Below are 19,274 nucleotides of genomic sequence, written 5' to 3'. Positions count from 1 at the left end.
TATAAAGCATTTAATGTACAGCCAACAGCTAAAATGTACGTTGCTCCAGAAAAAAGAATTTTAGTTTGGTAAGTCGTTATTACCTGCTATTCTGTTATTTCCCGATGGTAGTAGCGAATCAGCTGGGAATAAATGAATGGAAAAAGATAGATTTATCTTTGAATTGTGGTAAAAACTAATTACTTTTGCCCTTCATTTAATAACACATTTAATTAATTAACAATGTACGCAATAGTAAATATAGCAGGACAGCAATTTAAGGTTGCAAAAGACCAGTTCCTTTTTGTACACCGTTTACAAGGAGATGAAGGCGCTAGTATTGAATTTGACAATGTATTGTTAGCAGAAGACGGTGGTAAATTTACCATTGGTACACCTAGCGTTGCTGGTGCAAAAGTTTCGGCTAAAATTTTGTCTCATTTAAAAGGCGATAAAGTTATCGTTTTCAAGAAAAAACGTCGTAAAGGCTACAAAAAGAAAAACGGTCACCGTCAACAATTTTCTAAAATCCAGATCACTGGTATTACGTTATAATTGAATTTTTAATCAGACATCAGTCTTAAATTAAGATAAAGAAATGGCACACAAAAAAGGTGCGGGTAGTTCTAAGAACGGCCGTGAGTCACATAGCAAGCGTTTAGGTATCAAAATCTTCGGTGGTCAACAAGCAATCGCAGGTAACATCATCGTACGCCAACGCGGTACACAACACAATCCTGACACAAACGTTGGTATTGGTAAAGACCACACATTGTTCGCTTTAGTAGACGGTAAAGTAGTTTTCCGTAAAAAAGCTAACAATAAATCTTATGTATCTGTAGTTCCTACAGAACAAGCATAAGGTTTGCAACAATATTTGAAGAAGGCATCAAGCAATTGATGCCTTTTTTTATGCACGTCACTTTTATTATTTAATTTTTTTTTTAACAGTTGCAATGATTTTGTTAAAAATCTGCGGCGTTTCATCTGTCTGGATACGAGTTACTTGCTGAGCAGTGCCAGCGGTAAATATGATGTCTGTTCATAAATTATCCGCTTAAATCCTGCGATGAATTGTTATTTTCTGTTAAATGTAACCGCTTTGGTACAATTTTTATAAAGGATATGTGTTTTTAAGCATGCATGCCCTTTGGGGTTAAGCACTGGGGCATATATAATGAGGATATTCCATATGGCCATTAAAATACAAAATGCGAAGCATTCGTGGATACCATTGAATGCAGACACAACTGAATAATTACTTATATATGAAATATAACAAGTTTGGATATGGCCTGTGCGTTGGATTATTTGCCTGTTCATTATATTCCTGTAGTTCGATCTATATGCCCAATGTGCCTTCGGCACCTATGTTTACGGAAGCTGGTGAGGTTTATGTTTCCGGAAATATAAACACAAAGGCAAACGTTTCTGCAAACCTGGGGGTAGCCGTGACCGATCATGTGGCTGTTATTGCCAATGGATCTTATATGGATAATAGATCCAATACGAAAGACTATGCACAGAAAATGGGGGAAGCGGGGATCGGGTACTACACGCGTTTTGGCCGAAAAAATAATCGTGTATTTGAAGTGTATGGCGGATATGGACTAGGGACCACGAGTGTCGTTGATAAAAGATCTTCTACCATGGGGCAGGCTATTGTCGAGACACAGGATATGGATTTTGACAAAGTGTTTGTACAGGTGAACTTTTCATCGGAGAAGAAAGACGCTCTGAAATTGTTCGGAAATAGACATGATATTGACTATGGAACGATTATCAGACTGAGCAATATGCGTATGAAGAACTTCGCTATTGATGGTCTTCCTGTAGCGAAAGAAGATAACATGCTGATTGAGCCCGTATTTTATACACGGATGGGGCTTGGGAAAGGGTGGAAGTTGCAGTATACGAACGGAATGGTTTTCGGCTTTAAAAGTAATACCTATTTAAAAGCGGGTTACCCATTGTTTACACTGGGAGTTTTGTATAAATTTGGAGGAAAATAGCGGCTATGAGCAAGAAAATTTTATTTGGATGTTTGGTCTTTTTGGGTTTATTCATTTCCGGATGCGGCGTGAATCGACAAAAGGCACAGATCGAGAACTTGGCGAAATGTAAGTTTGATGTAGAGTCTGTAGACAGTATTCGATTGGCAGGAACATCATTGCAGCGTCTGATAAAAAATAATCAGATTGATCTAGGGGCAGCACCCAGTTTGGCTTTGGCCTATTTACGAAAAGATATTCCATTGGATGCGGTTATTCGCCTTAAAATTGATAACCCAACCTTAAAAAAGGCGTCAATCAATAAGTTTCAGTATATCATCCTGTATGGCGGTCAACAGCTTGTCGAAGGAATTGTCAATCAATCCTTGCAAATTGAACCCGGGGGATCAACGATGGCCAATGTGCGTATTGCGACCAATATTTATGACCTTTTGGTAAATTCTGACCTGCAAAATTTTTTAATGTCCAGTGATGAGAATAAAAAGGGAATATTTACGTTAAAAATTAAACCTTCAATCAATATCGCTGGGCAGTCGGTATTTTATCCGGGATACATTACCATAGATAAGGCGGTGAGCCGGAAAATTCTGCTGTAAAAGGGTATAGACTAGCGAGAAGATGAAAAGGTTTTCCATGAGAATGGAAAACCTTTTTTATTGACGGAAGTTTTTTTGTTCACTGTACTCGTCTTAAGACGCGGTAAGTCAATTTGCTAAACCGTTATTATAAATAGATTCTTCCATTAAGAATTAAACTGTAATAAAAAAGTTATAGTGCCAAAGTGTAAAGTATACACCTTATTTTATATTTTAGTCTTTAAATAGAAACCTAAATATGTTAAAAAGATTCTTAATTCCTGTTTTACTGTTTGCTGGAGTACATGCCATTGCTCAAAACAAGTTGGATCCTTATGAGCAGACCATTGCGGGGACCAATCTTTCGTTTAAAATGGTGGCTATCCCCGGCGGAAGCTTTAAAATGGGATCTGTATCTGGCGGTAAGGAAGATGAAAAGCCAGCGCACGAGGTTAAGCTCGACCCTTTTTGGATGGGACAATATGAAGTAACCTGGGACTTGTTTGAACCCTTTTTGTACAAAGATTATGAAATCGCGAAAAGTAAGGATGGTAAGGTTGCTCCGGAAATAGACGCTGTAACCCGGCCTACGAAGCCCTATCTTGATATGACATTTGGTTTTGGTAAAGAGGGGCATCCCGCACTTGCTATGACCCACTATAATGCGATTCAATTCTGCAAGTGGTTATATGTTCGTACGGGTGTGTTTTATCGTCTTCCTACGGAGGCAGAGTGGGAATATGCGGCTCGTGCTGGTGCGAAGACGGCTTATTTTTTTGGCGACAACGATACACAATTAGGAGAATATGCCTGGTTTAAGGATAATGCTGAGCAAAAAACGCATGTGGTAGGAGAGAAAAAGCCAAATCCTTGGGGGCTTTATGATATTTATGGAAATGTGGGTGAATGGACTTACGACCAATACAAGGCCGATAGCTATGCGGAAGGTAAGGATAAGGTATTGACTAACCCTGTTGTTGTTCCTACGACGTTGTATCCCAATGTTGTCCGTGGTGGTGCATTTGACAGTGCCGCTGCTGATCTGCGTTCGGCTGCCCGTGGCGCGTCGGATCCTATATGGAAACAATTGGACCCGCAGGTTCCCAAAAGTAATTGGTGGTTCCCTGAGGCCCCCTTCGTTGGTATGCGTTTAGTTAGACCGCTCAATCCCCCTAGCCATGAAGAGATTATGGCTTATTATGATAAAAAACCAATTAAAGATTTTTAAAAAAATAAAATAATCAATATAAAACTATTATGGAAAATCTAGAAAGAAGAGATTTTATTAAAACTTCTGCCATGGTTGCTGGCGGCGCCATGTTAAGTTCGCTGCCTTTATCTGGAGCCTATGCTGCTGGTTCCGATGTGATCAAAGTAGCTTTAGTAGGCTGTGGAGGTAGGGGGACAGGGGCTACATTTGATGCGCTAAGTTCGGGAGCGAACATCAAAGTTGTCGCTTTGGCTGATGCATTTAAAGATAATTTAGATAGTACATATAATACCCTTAAGGAAAAATGGCAAGATAAAATTGATGTCAGCGACAACCATAAATTTGTGGGTTTTGACGCCTATAAAGAGGCAATCAAATTGGCAGATGTGGTTATTCTGGCTACGCCTCCAGGGTTTAGACCAGCACATTTTGAAGAAGCAATCCGTCAGGGAAAACATGTTTTCATGGAAAAACCTGTTGCTGTGGATATTCCCGGAGTGCAACAAGTTATCCGTGCGGCTGCTGAAGCTAAACGTAAAAAATTGAATGTTGTCGTAGGTTTGCAACGCCGTTATCAAACGAATTACCGTGAGGCCATCAAACGTATTCACGATGGTGCAATCGGTGATGTAACTTCGGGACAGGTGTATTGGAATTCAGGTGGGGTATGGGTACGCCCACGTAAGCCTGAGCAAACAGAAATGGAGTATCAAATGCGCAATTGGTACTATTTCAACTGGTTATGCGGTGACCATATTGTTGAACAGCACGTACACAATATTGATATTGCCAACTGGGTGAAAGGTTCTTATCCGGTATCTATCCAGGGAACTGGAAGCAGGGCGCACCGTACAGGTAAAGAATATGGTGAGATCTACGATAATTTTGCGTTGGAATTAACCTATGCGGACAACAGTGTGGTATATAGCCAATGTAGACATTTTGAAGGGATACAAAACCGTGTTGATGAGCAGTTTCAGGCCACAAAAGGCCGAGTATACCTTTCTGCCGGTGGACAAGCCATATTGTATGATTGGAAAGGTAAAGAAATCTATCGTCATGATGCGAAAGGTAATCCTAACCCTTACCAACAGGAACATAAAGAACTTTTCGCAGCGATTGCCAACGGGGAGTATAAGTTTGATAATGCGGAGTACGGTGCTTATAGTACTTTAACTGGTATCATTGGCCGTATTGCTTGTTATACAGGTAAGGTCATCAAATGGGATGAGGCATTGAAATCAACGATCAAATTGGGCCCAGATGTCTTGGCTTGGGATGCTAAACCGAAGTTGTTGCCTGATACCGAGGGCTTTTATGCAGTAGCTAATCCGGGTCAAAATACAAACCTTTATATTTAATAGCTGTGCGGTGATGGGGCTAAAAGGGAAAATTTGCCATATATTCTTTTTTATCATCTGGTCGCTTGGTTTACAGGCGCAAACGGATTCAAAAGAATTAAGCAAGATTCGACTGGAAGGCCCTGCACAAGGCACACAGTTTCACCTTACTTATTTTGCTACGGATAGCGTTGTCAAGCGGTCGGAAATAGATAGTATCTTAAAAGTTATTGATCTATCCATGTCGGTCTACCGCAAGGATTCAAAGATATCGCTGTTCAACCGGGATACGGTGACGCATATCGAAATGGATCAACATATGGCTCGTGTCATTGCTGCTTCATTCCGATACAACAAACTATCCAAAGGCCAATTCGATATTACCATTGCCCCACTGGTCAACCTTTGGGGCTTTGGTGTGAGAAAAAGCGAAGTAGTACCGGATTCGGCAACCGTCTACCAGGCAAAGCAATTTGTCGGGATGCACTACCTCAAAGTCAATCACAATCAATTGGTAAAGAAAAAACCGGGCGTTAAGATTGATGTAAATGGTATCGCACAGGGCTATACGGTGGATGTGCTGGCAGAATACTTAAAACATAAAGGACTGTCGGATTACATGGTGGAAGTGGGGGGCGAAATCCGGGTTTCGGGAACAGCTCCCGGGCAACAAGGTTTTTCAATCGGTATTGTACAACCCGATGAAAGTAGACAGGAAGAGACTATGACGGCTGTTGTGCAGCTCCGGTCCGGGGCGTTAACTACGGCCGGTAGTTTTGAGAAGTTTATTAAATATAAAGATAAAAAACTGGGACGCCACATAGACCCCATTTCAGGTTTTCCCTATACGACCAGCATCTTAAGCGTTACGGTGTACGCCGGAACGGCCATGGATGCCGATGCCCTGGACAATTACTTTATGAGCATGGAGCCTGCCGAAATTATTGCTAAGGCCAAGAAACTTAAAGACGTGGAGGTTTTTGTCATTTATAAAAATAAAAACCAAGCCATTCAGACGGTTTATTCGGATGGATTTGGTAAATTATTTAAAAATTAATCAACTATAAACAAAAATGAAAAGATCTGATTTTATTAAAAGTGGCCTTTTGGCTGCTGGAGCCGGATTATCTGGGCATACATTTGCCTCAACAAATCAAAATGCAACCAATATGATGGATAAAGGAAAGACATTTAATCTAAATTATGCACCCCATCAAGGGATGTTCAAGAATCATGCAGGTGACAATTTTCTGGACGAAATTCGTTACATGTATGATTTGGGATTTCGTGGAATTGAAGATAATGGCTATCTCGGCCGTACATTAGATGAGCAAAAGAAAATAGGGGAACTATTGGCCAAATTGGGGATGACCATGGGGGTATTTGTGGTTGATGGCGGCCAAAATTGGATGCCTTCCTTGGCAACAGGCAAACAGGAATTTTTGGATAAATTTGTCGAAACTTGTCATAAGTCTGTCGAAGCGGCCAAACGCTGTAACGCAAAATGGCTTACGGTAGTCCCTGGATTCTATGAGCGAAGACTTCCCTGGGGAAATCAATTCAGCAATATTCTTACAGCAATGCGTAAAGGTGCAGAGATCTTCGAGCCCCACGGGTTGGTGATGGTGCTTGAAACGCTGAGCGATACCCCGGAGTTATTTTTGCAACAAACGCATGAAACCTACGCCCTATGTAAGGCTGTCAACAGCCCATCCTGTAAGATTTTGTACGATATCTATCATATGCAACGTACGGAGGGAGATTTGATCGCTAACATGAACCGTTGCTGGGATGAAATTGCTTATATCCAAATTGGCGATAATCCGGGACGGAAAGAACCCACTACGGGCGAAATCAATTACAAAAACGTATTCAAACACATTCATAGTAAGGGATATAGAGGTGTCATGGGGATGGAACATGGTAATTCTAAGCCAGGCAAGGAGGGCGAAGATCGATTGGTCACTGCCTACCGTGAGGTAGATAGCTTTTTGTAATATTTTAATAGTGTACTATTGACAATTAGATTTAATTTCTTAAATTGAGCAGGTAAAACCAATTAGTAGTATTGTAAAACACCATTTATTTATGATTTCATCAACAATAAAATTTAAACTGTCCTTCATGATGTTCCTTGAATTTTTTATTTGGGGGGGATGGTTTGTCACATTAGGCACTTTTCTGAGTAAGAATCTGCATGCAACGGATTTCGAAATGGCCAATGTTTTTTCGACGCAGTCATTGGGCGCTATTATCGCTCCCTTTATTGTAGGAATGATTGCCGATCGTTATTTTAATGCCGAGCGTATTCTAGGTGTTTTGCATTTGGTGGGTGCCGTATTAATGTATCAGATGTATGGTGCGGCCGATATGTCTACTTTTTATCCCTATGTCTTGGCCTATATGGTGCTATATATGCCAACATTGGCTTTAGCGAGCTCAGTTTCATTTCGCCAATTAACAAATCCAGAAAAACAGTTCTCAGCTATACGTATCTGGGGAACAATTGGTTGGATTGTGGCAGGTTTAGCAATTAGCTATATCTTTAAATGGGACGCAGCGGCATCTGATGGTGCATTGAAAAACACATTTTTGATGTCGGGTGTGGCTTCTTTGGTATTGGGGGTATTTTCCTTTGCCTTACCAAAAACACCACCAGTTAAACTGGATGAAGGTGAAAAACCATCATTTGCATCAATTATTGGTTTGGATGCCATTAAACTGTTGAAAGACAAGAACTTTTTGATCTTTTTTGTATCCTCAGTATTAATCTGTATTCCATTGGCATTCTATTATTCAAATGCAAACCTATTCCTTACGGAAATCGGCTTGGAAAATCCAACAGGTAAGATGACTATTGGGCAAGCTTCTGAGGTCTTGTTCTTATTGGCTCTTCCGATTTTCTTTACAAAGTTCGGATTCAAGAAGACGATCTTGGTAGGGATGTTGGCATGGGTGATCCGTTACCTGCTGTTTGCTTATGGTAATGCGGGTGAACTTTCATTTATGTTGCTTATTGGTATCGCTTTACACGGTATCTGCTATGACTTTTTCTTTGTTTCGGGACAGATTTATACAGACAGTAAAGCTGGTATTAAATACAAATCTGCCGCACAGGGCTTAATCACTTTGGCAACGTATGGTGTTGGTCAGTTGATCGGCTTCTGGGTAGCAAGTTACGTAGGGGACAAATACAAAGATTTAAAGGCAACTGATCTAGCAGGTTTTTGGAACCATACTTGGGTCGTACCCGCAATTATTGCCGCGGTGGTATTTTTTATCTTCTTAGCTCTTTTTAAAGATGAGAAAGTGGATAATGCGAACGCTGCACACTAAACAGAAAAAATAACTATTTAAAAACAAATAATTAGAAGAGAGATGGCAACAAATACTTATGACGCGATTGTAATCGGTTCTGGGATAAGTGGTGGATGGGCTGCGAAAGAATTGACAGAGAAAGGGCTGAAAACAATTATGCTAGAGCGTGGTCGTAACATCGAACACATCAAAGATTATACTGCGCCAAATAAAAATCCATGGGAATGGCCTCATGCTGGTGGTCGTACGCAGCAGATGATCGAAGATTATCCGGTTTTGCGTAGAGATTATCCCTTGAATGAAAAGAACCTGGATTTTTGGGTGAACGAAAAAGAGAGTCCTTATACAGAAGTAAAACGCTTTGACTGGTACCGTGGGTATCACGTCGGTGGTCGTTCTTTAATGTGGGGAAGACAATCTTATCGTTTGGGGGATTTGGATTTCGAGGCAAATTTAAAGGATGGTCACGGTGTAGATTGGCCAATCCGTTATAAAGATATTGCTCCTTGGTATAGTTATGCTGAAAAATTTGCTGGTATCTCGGGAAATAGAGATGGCGTGCCATCTTTGCCAGATGGTGATTATATGCCCGCAATGGCGATGAACATTGTTGAAAAAGATTTGGCTGAGCGCTTGAAAAAACAATATGGTGGCCAACGTCATTTCATCATGGGACGTACAGCGAATATAACAGTTCCACATGAGGGCCGTGTCAACTGCCAATATCAAAACCAATGTTGGTTGGGTTGTAACTTCGGTGCTTATTTCAGTACACAATCGGCAACTTTACCAGCGGCAAAAAAAACGAATAACTTAACATTACGTCCGTTTTCTATCGTAACAAAGATTATTTACGATAAAAACACCAAAAAGGCAAAAGGTGTTGAAATTGTTGATGCTGAAACGAATCAGACTTATGAGTTCTTTGCGAAGGTAATTTTTGTTTGTGCGTCGGCATTGAACTCGACTTGGGTGCTGATGAATTCAGCGACCGATGTTTGGGAAGGTGGTCTTGGAAGTAGCAGCGGTGAGCTTGGACACAATTTGATGGATCACCATTTCCGTTGTGGTGCCGGTGGTAATGTGGAAGGATATTTGGATAGCTATGTTTTTGGTCGTCGTCCGACAGGTCTTTATGTGCCGCGTTTTGTAAACGTTGAAGGCGATACGAAAAAACGTGACTATGTTCGCGGATTTGGTTATCAGGGGGCTGCAAGCCGCAGCCGTTGGTCCGGTGCTGTTGCCGAGATGGAAGTTGGTGGTGCATGGAAAGATGCGATCTGTGAACCTGGTACCTGGAATGTAGGTTTCACGGCATTTGGAGAGACTTTACCGTACCATGAAAATAAAATTACGCTGGATAAGAGCAAAAAAGATAAATGGGGGTTACCTGTGCTATCGTTCGATGCCGAAATCAAAGATAATGAATTGAAGATGCGTGGTGACATGCAAAATGAGATGAAGGAAATGCTGGAAAGCATTGGCGTAAAAGATACGTATACTTATGATAATGTATATGGACTTGGCCAAGGTATCCACGAGATGGGAACAGCTCGTATGGGACGCGATCCTAAAACATCGGTATTAAATGGGAATAACCAGGTCTGGGATGCATTGAACGTATTTGTTACGGACGGTGCGTGTATGACTTCTGCAGGCTGTGTCAACCCATCACTTACATATATGGCGCTTACTGCACGTGCAGTCGATTTTGCGGTTAGTGAATTGAAAAAAGGTAATATCTAATAGCTAAAGATTGATAACAAATGGAAAATAACTCAAATAAGTCGAGTAGAAGAGATTTTTTAAAGACTGCGGCAACTGCTGCGGCAGCTTTCATGATCGTTCCTCGTCATGTATTAGGAGGAAATGGTTTCATTGCTCCTAGTGACAAGTTACAAGTGGCTGGTATAGGTGTAGGTGGTAAAGGGTTCAGCGACATTAACGCATTTCATGATTCAGGCAAAGCGGATCTGGCATTCTTATGTGATGTGGATGATCGTCGTGCTGCTGGAGCGTTGAAACGTTACCCAAAAGCAAAATATTATAAGGATTATCGTGAGATGTTGGACAAAGAACATAAACGCATTGAAGCTGTTTCTGTTTCGACTCCGGATCATCAGCACGCAATCCAGGCATTGGCGGCAATGCAACTGGGCAAGCACGTTTATGTTCAGAAACCCTTGACTCATGATGTTTGGGAAGCAAGAGCACTGACGCATGCTGCGAAGAAATACAAAGTGGTTACCCAAATGGGAAATCAGGGTGCATCAAATGATGGTCCTCGTTTTGTACGTGAGTGGTACGAAGCTGGTTTAATCGGTGATGTACACACGGTATACTGTTGGACTGACCGTCCGGTGTGGCCTTCAGGAATTGCATGGCCAACGGGTAAAGCGGAAATTCCGAAAGAGCTGGACTGGGATCTTTGGTTGGGAACTGCCCCATACAAAGAGTATGTGGATAAATTGGTACCTTTCAACTGGCGCGGCTGGTGGGATTATGGTACCGGAGCACTTGGTGATATGGGTTGCCACTTATTGGAAGTTCCTTTCAGCACCTTAGGCCTGACTTATGTACAAGATGTACAGGCAACAGTAGGTTCTGTTTATGTGGATGAATTCAAACGTGGTTATTTCCCAGAAAGCTGTCCGCCGTCAAGTCATGCGACATTGACGTTCCCTAAAACTCCGCGTACAAATGGTCCTGTAACATTACATTGGATGGACGGTGGTATTCAACCTGCACGTCCGGATGAATTAGGTCCGAATGAAATCTTCGGTGACGGTGGTAACGGTATTTTGTTGGTCGGTACCAAAGGTAAGATCCTTGCTGATACTTACGGTCAAAATGCACGTTTGTTACCAACATCAAGAAAAGATCAAGTTGCGCAGAAATATGCTCGTGTACCCGGACAAGAAGCTGGTCACTATGCACAATGGGTGGAAGCTTGTCAAGCTGGTTATGGTAAAAAAGAAGTAAGTTCACCATTTGAAATTGCTGGTCCATTAACTGAAGCTTTGTTGATGGCTAACCTAGCAATTAGAGGCGCTGATTTACGTTTAGATGGAAAATATCCAGGACGTAATCTAAAATTGTTATGGGATAATGACAATATGCGTGTGACAAACTTTGATCATGTGAATCAGTATGTCAAACGTAATTACAGACAAGGTTGGGAAATGAAATATAATTTCTAAAATTAAGATATTTAGTAGTATGAATAGAAGAGAAGCATTACAACGGGTTGCCTTGATTTTAGGAGGTACCGTTATCGGCGCCAATTTATTTTTGGAAGGCTGTACGCGTTCGGCTACAAAGGATGTGCAGGCTTTATTTGAGGCAAAAACAACAGATTTGTTAGGTGATTTAGCGGAAGCTATCCTACCGGCAACTGCAACTCCCGGTGCAAAAGAAGCTGGCGTGGGAAGCTTTATTCCTGTAATGGTCCGTGACTGTTACACGGAAAAGCAGCAAAAAGCATTTTTAACTGGTTTTGCTAGTTTGGATGATAAAGCGAAAGAAGTGAAGGGAAAACCTTTCCTTGAACTTTCAGCTGAAGATCGGACAGCGGTAGCTGCAGCTTTGGATAAAGAAGCAAACGAGTTTAACAAGAAACAGGGCGAAGAGCAAAAAGATATCCTGGAGAAAAATAAAGAAAAACAAAATCAATTGTATAATTACGTAGAAAATGATCCACCACACTGGTTCACGATGTTTAAACAATTGACATTGACGGGTTTCTTTAATTCGGAATTAGGTTGTACAAAAGCATTGCGTTTTGTTAAAATCCCCGGAAAATATGACGGAAACTTTCCGTACAAAAAAGGTGATAAAGCATTCGCATAATACCTATGCGTTGTGTCAAATAAAAGCGGAGGCCAAGGCCTCCGCTTTTATTTTGTCTCTACCTCCAGTGCAAAATGAATACGTTGTTGTTTTGTGACGGTCATGAAATAGCCCTTGTCGGTCGAATCCCCATTAATGTCAACTGTGTCATTATAACGAAGTTCTCTGAGGTAATTCATCTCCAACGATTTGATCTGATTGGTCAGAACCAGTTCGATTGGCAGTCTATCCATACACCAGTCCAGGTATTTGACATTATTGGCATGGTTGACAATATCAAGATCGGATAACTTGACGCTATATTGATCAATATTTTTGACAGATTGAGAAATATCCAATTTTGAGAAAGGTCGTTGTGTAGCAGGGCGATCCGGATAAGTTGTAAAATCATCTGTAGAAATGGCCAGATCCTCAGAACTTCTTTTAACCGTATTGATCACCGCCCAATAGCTTGTGGCCGTGACATATACTTGTCCATTTACCCGAATTTCAAAATTACGCGTAGAGCGCGCACCTTCCAGTTCCTGTATCCATGTTCTTATCTGAACAATGTCCATCCATTTGGGCAGTCTGTTGATTTCAATACGCATTCTGCTGAGCACCCAGGTTTGGTTGTGTTTGGCCATTTCCTTAAAACCGAAACCGATATTAGTTGCATGCTCGCCAGCAGTAAGCTGAAGAATATTTGATAAGTCGGAGAAACGTATACGACCATTGGAGTAACATTGTGTGAAATAAATTTCCCAGTTTTTCTCAAAGACTGATTTTTCCATCTGTTGTGTAGTTTTTTTGCAAAATTAGGCAATATGACTGATTTGATCCCTTAAATCAAAATGAAATGACATAATTTTAAGATATTCAGATAATATTGTATTGCATGGCAAATTTCAGGCATTAACGGAAGAAAAAAGCGAAAACCGCCAATCGTTTTTTTATTGTAAAATAAATGATAGTTTTCAATTATTTAATTGATTATTATCATCAGATTAGGTAGATTTAAATAAGCCAATGGCATAAAATAATAAAATAAGATTGGTTTTATCGCGTTATATCTGGTGTAGCGCGAAACATTAAATTTACACATTAAATGCTAATATTATGGTTGGAGAACTAATAGCTAAAGAGGAAATTCCTCAATTTAAATTTATCCCTGCGAGCGAAGATAAGTCAGCAACGTTTATGGATAAATTGAAAGGGGCCCTTCGGTTGGGAAATGAATTTAAGTCCAAAACTGAAATAGCCTTTCAAACAGATTCCGGACCAAAGCGTATCGAAACCACAGTGTGGTCATTAACCGATAGATATATCCAGATTAAAAGTGGGGTATTAATCCCGCTTCGGTCGATTATTGCAATTGACTATTAATAAGAAAGGCTCCTACATTCGTAGGAGCCTTTCTCTTGGCAATTCATACTGAAAGGACTGTCTATCGTAGTTAATAGGTTTCGCCAGTGAGTTCCTTCAGGCGTATTTCTGAAACTTTCGCATCGTACTGCGCCGTATAGCTCCTGGTCATTGCATTGATGTAATTTAACTGTGCCGTCCTTACTTCCAGGGGCGTAATCGTTCCGATACGAAACTTATCCATGGTAATGTTTAGATTTTCTTTGGCCAGCTCTTCGTTCTTTTTTTCTACGTTCGCCAATTCGATATTGGTCATATAGGTTTGGAAGAGTGTCCGAACTTGTGCCTGTATATTTTGTTTTTGCTGCTGTATCTGTATTTCTGTGCTTTGCATCTGAAATTTCGCGATTCGTTCATTTCTGTTTTGGATAAAGCCGTTGAAAATATTCAGTGAAGCCGTCACACCATAGTTGAGCCCTTTATTTTTGTTTTCAGTCGAGAAACCCAAAGAGGAGTGGGATTCATTCCAATTATACCCTGTATTCAGTCCGATTTTGGGATAACGTTCCGCTTTGACGGATTTTAGATTCAGTTCAGCGACTCTTTTATTGATGAGTGCCAATTGAATTTGTGGATTTTGCTGATCCGCTATCTGGATCAGATCACCCAATTTAAGATCCGTATCCAGTTTCATCTCATCTTCGACCTGAAAATCTATGTCCAGATCGCGGGTCATTAGCTGATTCAAGTAGGTCTTGGTATTTTGGAAGCTCTCGCGTTGACGGAGTAAATTGGTCTGATCTGTATTTAGGTCGACTTTTGCATTCAACAGATCCAGTTTGGATCCCTTTCCGATTTCCAGACGGTTTTCGGCCAGCGTGACACGATATTGAGATAGCGTAATGGTCGTGTCTAAGGCATTCAATAAACGTTTTTGCTGTACCAGGTTGTAATAGGTGGCAATGACCTCGCTTAACTGACTGATCACTTCAAATTTGATTTCGGCTTCACCTTGGCGCTGTATTTCTTTGAATCTATCGCGACGGGCAAACATACCAAATCCGTCAAATACTGTCCAGTTAAGATTGACTCCATAGGACATGTTGTCGTTCTTGGCGTTGGAGATCTGCTGCACTTGTCCGTCATTTCTTACCTGACGGGAATTTTGAATAGAATTGCTCCGGCTAAAGCTTCCGGTGACCGCAGGGAGCATTCCGGCACTACCGAGACTTGTATTTTCGATATCTATTTTGTTGTCATTTTTTGCCAACAGGATATTGAAGTTGTTGCTCAGGGTGGTTGTCAAAGCCTCCTCCAGCGTTAATACTTGTTGCGCACGGGCTTGAAACAGGATGAAGCTAAGCAACAGTGTGATGATTATATTTCTCTTCATGTCTGATCTATTCGTAGCTTTTAATGTTATCAAATTCAGGTCTGTGTTTCTTTGGTTTTGACCACATATAATAGATTGCAGGGATAATGAACAAGGTCAGTATCAACGAAAATATGGTACCGCCAACAATAACAACTCCCATACCAATACGGCTTGTCGAGGCGGCTCCCAGGGACATGGCAATTGGCAAGGCGCCTAGTGCGATGGCTAGACTGGTCATTAAAATAGGTCGTAGGCGAGACTCGGCCGAATGCATGATGGCCTCAAATTTTTCCATACCCTCTTCCCGCATCTGATTGGCAAATTCAACAATTAAAATACCGTTTTTCGTCACCAGACCGATCAGCATAATGGTTCCGATCTGGCTGAATATATTCCAGGTCTGATCAAATAGCCATAAACTAATCAGGGCACCTGCTACTGCCATCGGCACGGTAAGGATGATGATAAATGGATCGAGGAAGCTTTCAAATTGAGCCGCCAATATCAAATAGATCAGCAACAGGGCTAACCCAAAAGCAAATAGGGTATTGGAGCTACTTTCCACAAAATCGCGGGATTCGCCACTAAGGTCGGTTGTAAAACTCTGATCCAGTACGTTCTCCTTGATACGGTCCATCGCAGCGATGCCATCGCTCATACTCATACCGGGTGCAAGTCCGGCGGAAACAGTAGCTGACATGTAACGGTTATTGTGGTAAAGTTGTGGCGGACTGCTTTCTTCTTTGACATTGACGACGTTATCCAATTGGATGAGCTGTCCGATATTATTGCGGACATAAATTGAGGTTAGATCTGTTGGCGTGGCCCGTCTATCGTTTTCCACCTGTCCGATTACTTGATATTGCTTTCCGTCACGCATAAAATAAGCGAAACGCTGACCGCTTAACAACAGCTGAAGAGACTGAGAGACATCAAGTACGGACACACCCATACTCAAGGCTTTTAACCGATCAATTTCGACATGAAGTTCGGGTTTGTTAAACTTCAGGTTGATATCCGTTGTTGAAAATGTAGGATCATTATTCACTTCATTCATAAACTCCGGGATTTTCTCCTGGAGCTTTTCAAAATTTTGTGCCTGAATAATGTACTGTACCGGTAAACCGCCTCTACGGTTCATGGAAATGGTTGGTGTCTGCGAAACATTGACACGCACGCCATCGTATTTTTTTGTCCATTTGGTTAGCTCTTTTGCAACATCATCCTGCGACTTTGTACGTTCTTCCGGATCGACCAGGGTCATACGAATCCGTCCGGAGTTGACGGAACTGGCGCCAAAACCCGGAGAAGTGATATTTAAACTAATCTTATTTTCCGGAATGGAATCGTAAACGAGCTTGTCCAGTTCTTGCATATAACGGTCCATATATTCATAAGTGGCTCCCTCGGGGCCTGTGACATTGACCATAATGCTACTCCGGTCGTCATAAGGGGCGGTTTCTTTTTTGATGGAAGAGAAGATCACTCCAATAATGGCAAAACAGACCAGTAAGATCGGGAAGCTGATCCATTTGATCTTCATAAACTTATCTAGGCTATTGGCATACCCCTTATTCATTTTCACGAACATGGGTTCGGTCCATTCATAAAAGCGGGTCTTTTTATGTCCTCCACCTTTGATCAGGTAAGCATTGAGCATGGGGGTCAAGGTTAGGGAAACGAAGGCCGATACCAGGACGGCCGAAGCGATAACCACTCCGAATTCACGAAACAGACGACCGACGAAGCCTTCCAGAAATATCACCGGTAAGAAAACAGAAGCAAGTGTGACTGAAATGGAAATGACCGCAAAGAAAATCTCTTTTGAACCCTTTAAAGCAGCTTCAATAGGAGACATGCCTTCTTCAACCTTCTTAAAAATATTCTCGGTGACGACAATTCCGTCATCCACGACGAGTCCTGTTGCCAAAACAATCGCCAGTAGGGTAAGCACATTGATCGAAAACCCAAAAATGTACATGATGAAAAAAGTTGCGATCAGTGATACGGGGATATCCAATAAGGGCCGTAGAGCTATTCCCCAGTCACGGAAGAAAAAATAGATGATCAGTGTAACCAAAATAATGGAGATCAGTAAGGTCTCTGCTACCTCAACAACGGACTTTTTGATGAATTTGGTATTGTCAGAAGCGATATTGATGCTGATATCCTGAGGGATATCCTCTTTCATCTGATCCAGCATCTTGTAAAAATTATCGGCGATATCCAGGTAATTTGTACCTGGCTGTGGAATAATGGCAACGCCGACCAGTTGTTTGCCATTACTGACCATTTTTGTCTCTAAATTTTCAGCGTCAATTTCAGCACGGCCGATGTCAATAAATTTGACCAGTCGTGTGCTATCTGCTTTTAGGACAATGTTGTTAAACTGCTCGGGAGTGGAAAGGTTGCCAACTGTTTTTACAGTTAATTCAGTGGTATTACCAACAATTTTACCAGAAGGGAGTTCAATATTTTGGTTGTTCAACGCAGTCCGGATATCGGAAGCGGTAATGCCGTAGGCAGCCATTCGGTCGGGATTGAGCCAGAGGCGCATAGCATAACGTTTCTGACCATAAATTTGCGTGCTACTGACCCCGGGAATAGTCTGTAGCCTTTCGGAAATAACGTTTTCAGCGTAATCACTCAGTGAAAGCTTATCTCTGGTTTCACTCTGTAGAGTAAGGGTAATGATCGGGTCGGAGTCTGCATCTGCTTTTGATACGACAGGAGGGGCGTCAATATCTTGAGGCAGGCTTCTGACAGCCTGCGATACTTTGTCACGCACATCGTTGGCAGCTTCTTCCAGATTTTTCTTTAAATCGAATTCAATTGTAATATTGCTTGATCCCTGATTGCTCGAAGAGGATATGTTGCGAATTCCATCGATGGAGTTGATCGCCTTTTCTAGAGGTTCTGTGATCTGGGACTCGATAATGTCGGGATTGGCACCAGCATAGTTGGTACGAACCGATACGATGGCCGGATCAATGGAGGGGTATTCACGAACGCCTAGAAAACTAAAACCAATGTAGCCAAATAGAATAATTGTAATATTGACAACAATAGTTAAAACGGGGCGCTTTATAAAAACGGCGGATAAATTCATGTACAGTTAGTTAGCTAGTGAAACTTTAACCTTCACTCCATCTTTTAATGCGAGAACACCTGTTGTCAGTACCGTGTCTCCGGCACTTATTCCAGATAAAATTACAATCTCTTTATCCGTGCGCGAACCGGTTTCAACTTTGGTTTCTTTAGCCAGCCCATTCTGAAGGATAAATACTTTTTTTCCGTCTTGAACAGGAACGATGGCCTCCGTTGGGATGGCGATAGCATCATTTTCTACTTCAATCGGCAGGATAACATTGACGAAGGATCCTACCCGAAGCCGACCTTGTTCGTTCGCTGTCCGGGCACGGACAGTCAATGTTCGAGTGTCAAGGGATACTTCAGGTTCGATCGCATAAATATTTGCTTTTATGACTGTTGGGTCATTGGCGACGCTAAATTCGATGGGGGCATTTAACTTAACCATATTACTGTATTTTTCAGGAATGGCAAATGTAATCTTGACTGAATTGTCTTTGACTAAATTTGCGATTAGGGTATTGGATGAGACGATTGCACCTACGGAAATGTTTCTTAAGCCGATCATACCGCTGAATGGTGCGCGCACGGTTGTCTTGGAAATCTGCGCCTGAATCAATTGTATCTGCGCCTGTGCAGTTTTTAACGCCGCACTAGCAATGTCAAATTCTTCCTGACTGATTGCGCCTTTCTGAAGTAATAGTTTTGCCCTACGCTCATTTTCTGCATTAAGCTGATTTGTCGTTTGCGCTTGCTTCAGTTGTGCCTGAAGTTCAATATCATCAATCTTGATCAACGGCTGTCCCTGTTGGATACGTTGCCCCTCGGAAAAGTAAATTTTTGTAATTCGACCACTTACTTCGCTTCTGATTTCAACTTTTTCTTCGGCATCGATACTCCCAGATAAATTGATCGACCGATCTGCTACGGATGACTTCGCAATAATCGCTTGCGCGGCGACAGGAGCATCTTTTTTGACAGCAGATTGGCCACTTTCTTTCTTGTCTTTTTTTGAATTTATGAGGAAATATCCACCTCCGATAACAGCACAGGCTAGAAGGATGTAGATGGTCGTTTTTTTATTCATTGTGGTATAGTCCTTATGTGGTTTTTGATTTGACGGATAAAGATAGGTTTATTCTAATCATGAAACCGGTTGTCAAAAGGATTTTACAATACGAA

The 19,274-nt window shown here is 41.5% G+C and carries 17 protein-coding genes; 13 read left to right on the top strand and 4 right to left on the bottom strand.

Features of this window, described 5'->3' with window-relative positions; translation table 11 throughout:
* The first annotated feature begins 222 nt into the window (after positions 1-222).
* The 12 genes from rplU (at position 223) to B4G94_RS15640 (ending at position 12,283) form a co-directional block, all read left to right on the top strand.
* A complete protein-coding gene (gene rplU, locus B4G94_RS15695) occupies positions 223-534 on the top strand; it encodes a 50S ribosomal protein L21 (protein WP_028068281.1) in 312 nt (103 codons plus the stop codon).
* A gap of 43 nt (positions 535-577) precedes the next feature.
* Entirely contained in the window at positions 578-841 is a 264-nt protein-coding gene (gene rpmA / locus B4G94_RS15690; protein WP_046672918.1) for a 50S ribosomal protein L27, read from the top strand.
* 406 nt (positions 842-1,247) lie between these two features.
* Positions 1,248-1,991, top strand: a complete 744-nt coding sequence (locus B4G94_RS15685; RefSeq protein ID WP_165306586.1) for a hypothetical protein — start codon at positions 1,248-1,250, stop codon at positions 1,989-1,991.
* 5 nt (positions 1,992-1,996) lie between these two features.
* Entirely contained in the window at positions 1,997-2,587 is a 591-nt protein-coding gene (locus tag B4G94_RS15680) for a hypothetical protein (RefSeq protein WP_104382322.1), read from the top strand.
* A 238-nt stretch (positions 2,588-2,825) separates the two neighbouring features.
* Positions 2,826-3,794 carry a formylglycine-generating enzyme family protein gene (locus B4G94_RS15675; protein ID WP_108632003.1) on the top strand — a complete coding sequence of 323 codons (969 nt, stop codon included), beginning with the start codon at positions 2,826-2,828 and terminating at the stop codon, positions 3,792-3,794.
* Between the two features lie 29 nt (positions 3,795-3,823).
* Positions 3,824-5,137 carry a Gfo/Idh/MocA family oxidoreductase gene (locus B4G94_RS15670; protein WP_108632002.1) on the top strand — a complete coding sequence of 438 codons (1,314 nt, stop codon included), beginning with the start codon at positions 3,824-3,826 and terminating at the stop codon, positions 5,135-5,137.
* A gap of 13 nt (positions 5,138-5,150) precedes the next feature.
* Positions 5,151-6,173 (top strand): FAD:protein FMN transferase, encoded by a 1,023-nt coding sequence (locus B4G94_RS15665; RefSeq protein ID WP_286859979.1) that lies wholly within the window; start codon positions 5,151-5,153, stop codon positions 6,171-6,173.
* Positions 6,174-6,189: 16 nt separating this feature from the next.
* The gene (locus B4G94_RS15660) at positions 6,190-7,113 is read left to right on the top strand and encodes a hydroxypyruvate isomerase family protein (RefSeq protein ID WP_286859977.1); all 924 of its coding nucleotides are present in this window, start codon (positions 6,190-6,192) and stop codon (positions 7,111-7,113) included.
* Between the two features lie 94 nt (positions 7,114-7,207).
* Complete coding sequence (locus B4G94_RS15655) at positions 7,208-8,452, top strand: MFS transporter (protein ID WP_165309623.1); 1,245 nt, start codon at positions 7,208-7,210, stop codon at positions 8,450-8,452.
* A gap of 42 nt (positions 8,453-8,494) precedes the next feature.
* The gene (locus B4G94_RS15650) at positions 8,495-10,180 is read left to right on the top strand and encodes a GMC oxidoreductase (protein WP_108631999.1); all 1,686 of its coding nucleotides are present in this window, start codon (positions 8,495-8,497) and stop codon (positions 10,178-10,180) included.
* A gap of 20 nt (positions 10,181-10,200) precedes the next feature.
* Positions 10,201-11,634, top strand: a complete 1,434-nt coding sequence (locus B4G94_RS15645; protein WP_108631998.1) for a Gfo/Idh/MocA family protein — start codon at positions 10,201-10,203, stop codon at positions 11,632-11,634.
* Positions 11,635-11,653: 19 nt separating this feature from the next.
* Positions 11,654-12,283, top strand: coding sequence for a gluconate 2-dehydrogenase subunit 3 family protein (locus tag B4G94_RS15640; RefSeq protein WP_108631997.1), 630 nt, complete (start codon positions 11,654-11,656; stop codon positions 12,281-12,283).
* Between the two features lie 47 nt (positions 12,284-12,330).
* On the opposite strand, the gene B4G94_RS15635 is transcribed toward B4G94_RS15640, so the two are convergent.
* Entirely contained in the window at positions 12,331-13,056 is a 726-nt protein-coding gene (locus B4G94_RS15635; protein WP_165306591.1) for an acyl-[acyl-carrier-protein] thioesterase, read from the bottom strand.
* 325 nt (positions 13,057-13,381) lie between these two features.
* Here B4G94_RS15635 and B4G94_RS15630 point away from each other — a divergent pair, with 325 nt between their 5' ends.
* A complete protein-coding gene (locus B4G94_RS15630) occupies positions 13,382-13,648 on the top strand; it encodes a hypothetical protein (protein WP_172394354.1) in 267 nt (88 codons plus the stop codon).
* 70 nt (positions 13,649-13,718) lie between these two features.
* On the opposite strand, the gene B4G94_RS15625 is transcribed toward B4G94_RS15630, so the two are convergent.
* Genes B4G94_RS15625 through B4G94_RS15615 form a run of 3 tightly spaced genes read right to left on the bottom strand, consistent with a single transcriptional unit; the run spans position 13,719 to position 19,179 of the window.
* The gene (locus B4G94_RS15625) at positions 13,719-15,020 is read right to left on the bottom strand and encodes a TolC family protein (protein ID WP_286859973.1); all 1,302 of its coding nucleotides are present in this window, start codon (positions 15,018-15,020) and stop codon (positions 13,719-13,721) included.
* A gap of 7 nt (positions 15,021-15,027) precedes the next feature.
* Positions 15,028-18,111: an efflux RND transporter permease subunit gene (locus tag B4G94_RS15620; RefSeq protein WP_108631994.1), complete on the bottom strand. Its 3,084-nt coding sequence runs from the start codon at positions 18,109-18,111 to the stop codon at positions 15,028-15,030.
* Positions 18,112-18,117: 6 nt separating this feature from the next.
* Entirely contained in the window at positions 18,118-19,179 is a 1,062-nt protein-coding gene (locus B4G94_RS15615) for an efflux RND transporter periplasmic adaptor subunit (RefSeq protein WP_108631993.1), read from the bottom strand.
* Between the last annotated feature and the right edge of the window lie 95 nt (positions 19,180-19,274).

Source organism: Sphingobacterium sp. UBA7625 (assembly GCF_002484085.1).
Taxonomy (GTDB): Bacteria; Bacteroidota; Bacteroidia; order Sphingobacteriales; family Sphingobacteriaceae; genus Sphingobacterium; species Sphingobacterium athyrii.
Note: the sequence above shows the minus strand (reverse complement) of the source record. Positions and strands in the feature narration are given on the sequence as shown.